The sequence below is a fragment of the Rhizobacter sp. P1_G5 genome, from assembly GCF_056405435.1.
This window is the reverse complement of sequence record NZ_JBFUCB010000360.1, coordinates 1-6,221: the sequence shown is the minus strand read 5'-3', so window position 1 is coordinate 6,221 and position 6,221 is coordinate 1. Positions and strand designations below refer to the sequence as shown.

The following is a 6,221-nucleotide window of genomic DNA, read 5'->3' as shown; positions in this document are numbered from 1 at the left end:
GCAGCTCCCATTCGCCGCGAAGGCTCTTGAGAGCGTAGTCGGCAAAGTGGCGTACTCGCGGGGCCAAATGCAATGCATGCGGGTACACGACATGGAGCGGCGCGCTGGGGATGCTGTATCGCCCCAGCACGCGCACCAGCGTTCCATCCTTCAGCTCCGAGCCCACATCCCATATTGACTTGAGAAAAATCCCGCCGCCGGCGAGCGCGAGCGCTTTGGCCGCGTTGCCGTCATTGCACAGGAAGGTCGCGTTCACCTCGGCCGAGACCGGTTTGCCTTCGTGCTGGAAGAGCCAGTGCCGCGTGCTTCGCGTGCCGTAGAGGATGCAGTTGTGCGCTGAGAGCGCAGCAGGCGTGTCGGGAGAACCGAAGCGCCGCAGGTAGTCCGGCGCGGCGCACAGGACGAGCTCGCTGTCGGCGATGTGGCGTGCCGTCATCGTCGAGTCGTCGAGCACCCCGAAGCGCAGCGCCAGGTCAATGCCTTGCTCCACGAGATCCACGACGTCGTCGCTCAAGACGAGCTCGATCCTCAACGCCGGATGCATGGCCTGGAACTGCGCCGCCAGCGCTGCGAGATAGCGCGTGCCCAGCATGCGCGGTGCCGTCACCCGCAGGTGTCCGTTGATGTCGGTGCGGCTGTGCTGCATCACCGCCTCGGCCTGCTGCACCTCCGCAAGGATGCGCACGCAATGCAGGTGGAAGCGTTCGCCTTCCTGCGTCATTGATTGCCGCCGCGTGGTCCGGTTGAGCAGGCGAACGCCCATGCGCGCCTCGAGGGCGGCCAAGCGCTTGCTGACCACTGCCAGAGACAGGCCCAGCTCGTTCGCGGCCCCCGTGAGACTGCCGGCACTGGCGACCTTGTCGAAGATCGACAGTTCGACCAGGTTGTCGATCATTGTTTCCATATCGTTGATTGTGAAATCTCTATCTCAATCTTTATCAACCATATGGCGATAACTATAGTGCCTTTCACCGCTGAACAGGAACCTCACGATGAAACGCACATTCCCTGCGGCCTTCCTGGCCGCCTCTATCGCCACCAGCTTGGTCGCCCCGGTCTCATTCGCGGCCGAGGCGCCTGCGACCAAGGTGAGCCGTTTTCAAGCCGGCTACTACCACTTCAAGCTCGGCGGCTTCGAGATCGCGGCGCTCTCCGACGGCACGCTGCCGATCCCGGCGCTGAAGCTGCTGACCAACGCCCAGCCCGGCCAGGTGGCGTCGCGCCTGGCGGACACGTATCAGACGACCGAGGTCGATGCCTCGGTCAACGCCTACATGATCCGGGCCGGCGACCGCCTGATCCTGATGGACGCCGGCACCGGCGAGCTGTACGGCCCGACGTTGAACAAGCTCGAGGCCAGTCTCAAGGCGGTGGGCGTCACCCCGGAGCAGATCACCGACATCCTGATCACGCATATCCACACCGACCACACCGGTGGCTTGATGGATGGCAAGCGCATCGTGTTTCCCAACGCCACGGTCCACATCGAGCAGAAGGAGGTCGCGTACTGGCTGAATCCCGAGAATCGCGCCCGGGCGCCGGAGGCGACGAAGAAGTACTTCGACGAGGCTTCGGCCAAGGTGCAACCCTATGTCGATGCCGGCAAGGTGAAGACGTTCTCCGGCGCGACCGAGCTGTTCGCCGGCATCCGTTCCATCCCCGCTCCGGGCCACACGCCGGGCCACACGTTCTACGCGCTCGAGAGCAAGGGCGAGAAGCTGGTGTTCTGGGGCGACCTGGTTCACGTGGCGGAAGTTCAGATGCCCGACCCGGGCGTGACGATCGTCTTCGACGTCGATCCCAAGGCCGCCGCAGCGACGCGCAAGAAGGCGTTCGCCGACGCGGTCAAGGGCCGGTACTGGGTCGCGGCCGACCACATCTCGTTCCCCGGTGTCGGCCATCTGCACCGCGATGGCACAGGCTACCGGTGGATCCCCATGACCTACGTGAACGACCACTACGAGGCGAAGTGAACCATGAAATGGTGCTGGCCTGCGCAGTTGACGAAGCGACCGCCGGGCTCCCAAGGGAACGCGCGATGGCGAACGGCGGGGCGTACAAGATCGTCGAATCACTGACCACGGAGGTCGGCGCGTGCTGTTCAAGCTCGGGGTTTTTTGCTGGCCCGCATCGCGTGCGAAACTGCCCACCCCCTGATCTGCCGCCACCGACTCCTTTTCATGCATCGCAACACGCAACTGGCCATCTGCGCCCTGCTGCTCGTGGCATGCGGCGGCTACTTCCTCACGCCCGATTCCTGGCGCTTCGTGGCCACGCCGTTCGCGCTCTCCGCTGCCTCCGCCCTGGTGGCCTTGATCGGCCGGCGGCGGCTTGCCGATGCCGTCGTGCTGGCCCTGCYGCCGCTCGCCGGTCGCTGGGTCGATCCTGAAGTCGGCTCGCACGCCTTGCTGGTGGCTTGCCTGGTCGTCTACCTGCTCACGCAGCGGCCACGCTTCGCGGCCGTGGCCGGGAGCACGGTGGCCGCGCTGCTGCTGGTGGCCATCCGCCTCAAGCAGCAGTTCGCTGGCACACCGCTGACGTGGCAAGACGTCCGCTTCTTCTTCCGGCAGTTCGCAGACAACGTTGGTGTGCTGGGGACCCAGCCCACACTGGTGGTGTACGCAGGGGCTGCCGTGGGTCTGGCGATCGTCGGCTGCGTGATGGCCTGGCAGTGGAATCCCCCGGGCCGCCATCCGGGCCGGTCGGCTGCGACAACGGCTGCGGCACTGGCCGCGCTCCTCGTCACCTACAGCGGCGTCCTCGTCGCGAAAGAGGTGTCGAACCTGAAAGCCGCAGGCGCCTGGTTCGTCGGCGCAGGCCTGGACGAACGGCCGGCCCTCGGCTTCTTCGCGACGGCCTCCCTCGACCCCCGGTGGGGCGTGGAGAGCGCCGACACCACGGCGTTCCAGCGCGAGAGTCTCAAGCTGCTCTCCGCCGAGCCTCATCCCAGGCCAGCCGACATCGTCGTCTTCCTGCAGGAGAGCCAATTCAATCCGGCGACCCTGGCCGGCTGCTCCGCATCGCTGTGCGGCATGGATGCCTTCGCCGCCGCCAGCAGCACGATCGCGCAYGGGCCGCTGCAGGTGCATGTCTTCGGCGGCAGCACCTGGCTGTCGGAGTTCGCGTTCGCGACCGGTGTTCCCCACGACGCGTTCGGGCCCGCGGGCGAGTTCGCATCGTTCAGCGTCGCGCCGCACGTCCACCGCTCCTTCGTGCGCTCGCTGAAGGCGGCCGGCTATCGCACCGTCGCGCTGTACCCGACGCGCGGCGGCATGATGAACGGCCGCATCGCGTACGCCGGCTACGGCTTCGACGAATTCCTCGACGCCGCCGAGCTGGGCCTGCCCGAGGCCTGGGGCACGCCGGATGCGCTGGTGCATGAAGCCGCCCGGCGTGTGCTGGCGAGCCAGCGCCAGCGCGATCAACCGGTGTTCCTGTTCGCGCTCACGATCTTCAACCACGCGGAGCATGGCGTCGAGATGGAACGGGTGCCGGCCGGGCTTCGCGCCGAAGCAGCGAGGGAGTTCACGTCCGCAGACGAAGCCCGCAGCGTCGCCGACTACGTGTGGCGCAGCCGGGAGTTCGCTCGCGAGCTGAAACTCACGCGCGAAGCGGTTCTCGGCAATGCGCAAAGGCCCGCGGTACTCGCCTGGTTCGGAGACCATCAGCCGCCGTTCGCCAACGCGATCACGCTGCGGGATCGCATGCAGTCGCTGCCGACGGAGACCGGCGCGGTGCCGGCCAGGTACCAGACCTGGTACGAGGTCTCGAGCAACCGGCCCGAGCGGGCGCCGTCGCAGGCGCCGCGCGCCCTCGACCTCGTGTTCCTGCCCGGCCTGCTCGCGCAGGCCGCCGGCGCGCCCATCGACGATTGGCTGGCCGCCAACATCTCGGCACGAAACCAGTGCGCCGGGCTGCTGGAGGCCTGCCGGATGCCCGGTGTGCGCGAGGCCTACCTGTCGTATCTGTGGAGCGATCTCAAGGAGTTCGAGCTGCCCTGAGCCGCACCCAGCGCAGGCTCTGCAACTACAGCAACCCATCCAGCACCGCCCGCCAGGCGACACCCAGCTTCTTGTAGCCCTCCCGCGTCGGGTGGATCTCGTTCTGCCAGTCCCCCGACACCCCTTCGGCCGTCGGCTCCGCCAGCACCAACCCCGCCGACTGCGTGTCGACGATCACCAGCGTATCGGCCGGGTCCGCCGCCAGGTGCTCATCCACCAGACCGCGCAGCAACCGATCCAGCCGCGCCATCAACTCGGCCGCCACATCGCCCCAGTCGTCGATCGGAACACCGAAGGCCACCAGCGCCGGCTGCAGCCACGGCCCGCTGACAAAGCCCGCGCCACTCGGCCTCGGCATGATCGGCGCGTAGTTGTGCAGCACCGTCGGCGTGTGCCAGTTCTGCCCCGAGGCGCGTTCGGCGATGAACCACGCGAAGACCTCGCCCAGGTGCTGCTCGAAGGTGTGCCAGCCGTCCTCGCTGAGGTAGCCCGCCGCATCGGCCGGCACGGCCGCGCGCTCGTCGGCGCGCAGCAGCAGCCGCCGGTCGCGCGGCGCATCGGGGCCGACCGACGCGGCATCGATCAGGTCGTTGCCGCCGCCCGACAGCAGGATCGCATCCCACTGGAACGACGACGGCCCGCGCAGCAACCGCAGGAACATCGTCTCCGACAGCGCGTCGGCCATGTGCGCGAGCGTCTTGCTCGGCCGCGCGCAATTGACGATCACCGCCGCCTGCGAAAGCCACAGCTCGGCCAGCACGTTGCTCGTGAGCCCCGGCGGAATCGAGCCGATCGAGAACCACGAATCGCCCTGCGCCAGGCACTGGCGATCGAACAGGTCGAACGGGAACAGGCCGGTGTCGCCCTGCCCATAGGCCGCTGCCGGGGCGATGATCTGGGCGCGAAAGTCGGTGCTCATGGAGGCTCCTTGCGGGCGCTGGAGCCCCGGTGTACTCCACGGCGATGCAGTTGAACCTCCCCTGATGCGGGGGAGGAATGGCCGCGCAGAGCCGGCTGCGTTGCCAGCCTGGTTTCCAGCGCGGATCAGGCCGGAAACGCACGCTCATAAAGCTGCGCCAGCCAATCGACGAACACCCGCACCCGCGGCGAGAGCTGGCGCCGGTAGGGATAGAGCGCCGACAGCGGCATCGACGGGCTGGGCCACTCGTGCAGCAGCTCCACCAGGCGACCCGACTTCAGATCCTCGTCCACATGGAAGCGCGGCAGTTGAACGATGCCGCAGCCGCGCCTGGCACACAGCGCGTAGTTCTCGGCATCGTTGACGCTGACCCAGCCACGCAGCGAGAAATCCCTGGCCACGCCGTCGACCAGCAGCGTCAGCGGATAGTCGATGCCACCGGTGCTCGAGAAGAATCGCACCATCTGGTGGTCGGCCAGTTCGTCGGGATGACCGGGCGTGCCGAAGCGGGCCAGGTAGTCGGGGCTGGCACACAGCACTTGCGGCAGCACGGCAAGCCGGCGCGCGATGAGGCTGGAATCGCGCAGCTGGCCGGCACGCACGACGCAGTCCACGCCCTCGCGCACGAGATCCACCAGCCGGTCGCCGCTGCTGATGACGAGGTCGATGTCGGGATAGCGGCTGCGGAAGTCGTTGATCTGCGGCAGCACGATCAGCATCGCATGGGTGCCGTGCAGGTCCACGCGCAGCGTGCCACGCGGGTTGGCCGCCACGTGCTTGAGCGAGGCCTCGGCATCGTCCAGTTCCGACAGCACATGCACGCAGCGTTCGTAGTAGGCCGATCCGTCGTGGGTGGGGCGCACCTGGCGCGTCGTGCGATCGAGCAGCCGCACCCCCAGCCGGCCCTCCAGTTCCTTGATCGCGTTGGTGGCGGAGGGCCGCGGAATGTCCAGCATCTCCGCGGCGCGGCTGAAGCTGCCGGTCTCCACGATGCGGGTGAACAGCAGCAGGGTGTCGAGGCGATCCATGCGCCGATTGTTATCGATGGCGGAATTCACATGGCTTCCGCGCGGCATTTATCCGTCATTCGATAACAACAAGAATGCCTTCACCTTCATTGCACTCCACAGGAGAACCCCATGCCATTCGCCAATTTCAAGTTCCCCGAGGGCACCGTCGACCACGCCCGCAAGGAAGAAATCATCCACCGCACCACGGCCATGTTCGTCGAGTACTTCGGCGAGAAGGCCCGGCCCTTCTCGATGGTGCTGGTCGAAGAGGTCGCCGACGGCGGCTGGGGT

6 protein-coding genes are annotated in these 6,221 nt (G+C 67.2%); 3 read left to right on the top strand and 3 right to left on the bottom strand.

What is annotated here, in order from left to right:
- Positions 1–904, bottom strand: a 904-nt coding sequence (locus AC1D12_RS21735) for a LysR family transcriptional regulator (protein WP_477842784.1), incomplete at its 3' end; no start/stop codon positions are given.
- Positions 905–992: 88 nt separating this feature from the next.
- Between AC1D12_RS21735 and AC1D12_RS21730 the strand changes: the two genes are divergently transcribed.
- Together AC1D12_RS21730 and AC1D12_RS21725 are read left to right on the top strand one after the other, a co-directional pair.
- Positions 993–1,973: an MBL fold metallo-hydrolase gene (locus AC1D12_RS21730; RefSeq protein ID WP_477842782.1), complete on the top strand. Its 981-nt coding sequence runs from the start codon at positions 993–995 to the stop codon at positions 1,971–1,973.
- 207 nt (positions 1,974–2,180) lie between these two features.
- Positions 2,181–4,001 (top strand): sulfatase-like hydrolase/transferase, encoded by a 1,821-nt coding sequence (locus AC1D12_RS21725; protein ID WP_477842780.1) that lies wholly within the window; start codon positions 2,181–2,183, stop codon positions 3,999–4,001.
- Between the two features lie 25 nt (positions 4,002–4,026).
- Here the strand turns inward: AC1D12_RS21725 and AC1D12_RS21720 are convergent, their stop codons facing one another.
- Positions 4,027–4,920 (bottom strand): hypothetical protein, encoded by an 894-nt coding sequence (locus tag AC1D12_RS21720; RefSeq protein WP_477842778.1) that lies wholly within the window; start codon positions 4,918–4,920, stop codon positions 4,027–4,029.
- Between the two features lie 125 nt (positions 4,921–5,045).
- Positions 5,046–5,948 (bottom strand): LysR family transcriptional regulator, encoded by a 903-nt coding sequence (locus tag AC1D12_RS21715; RefSeq protein WP_047511569.1) that lies wholly within the window; start codon positions 5,946–5,948, stop codon positions 5,046–5,048.
- 111 nt (positions 5,949–6,059) lie between these two features.
- Between AC1D12_RS21715 and AC1D12_RS21710 the strand changes: the two genes are divergently transcribed.
- Positions 6,060–6,221 (top strand): tautomerase family protein (locus AC1D12_RS21710; protein ID WP_477842786.1); only part of this gene is annotated, 162 nt, incomplete at its 3' end.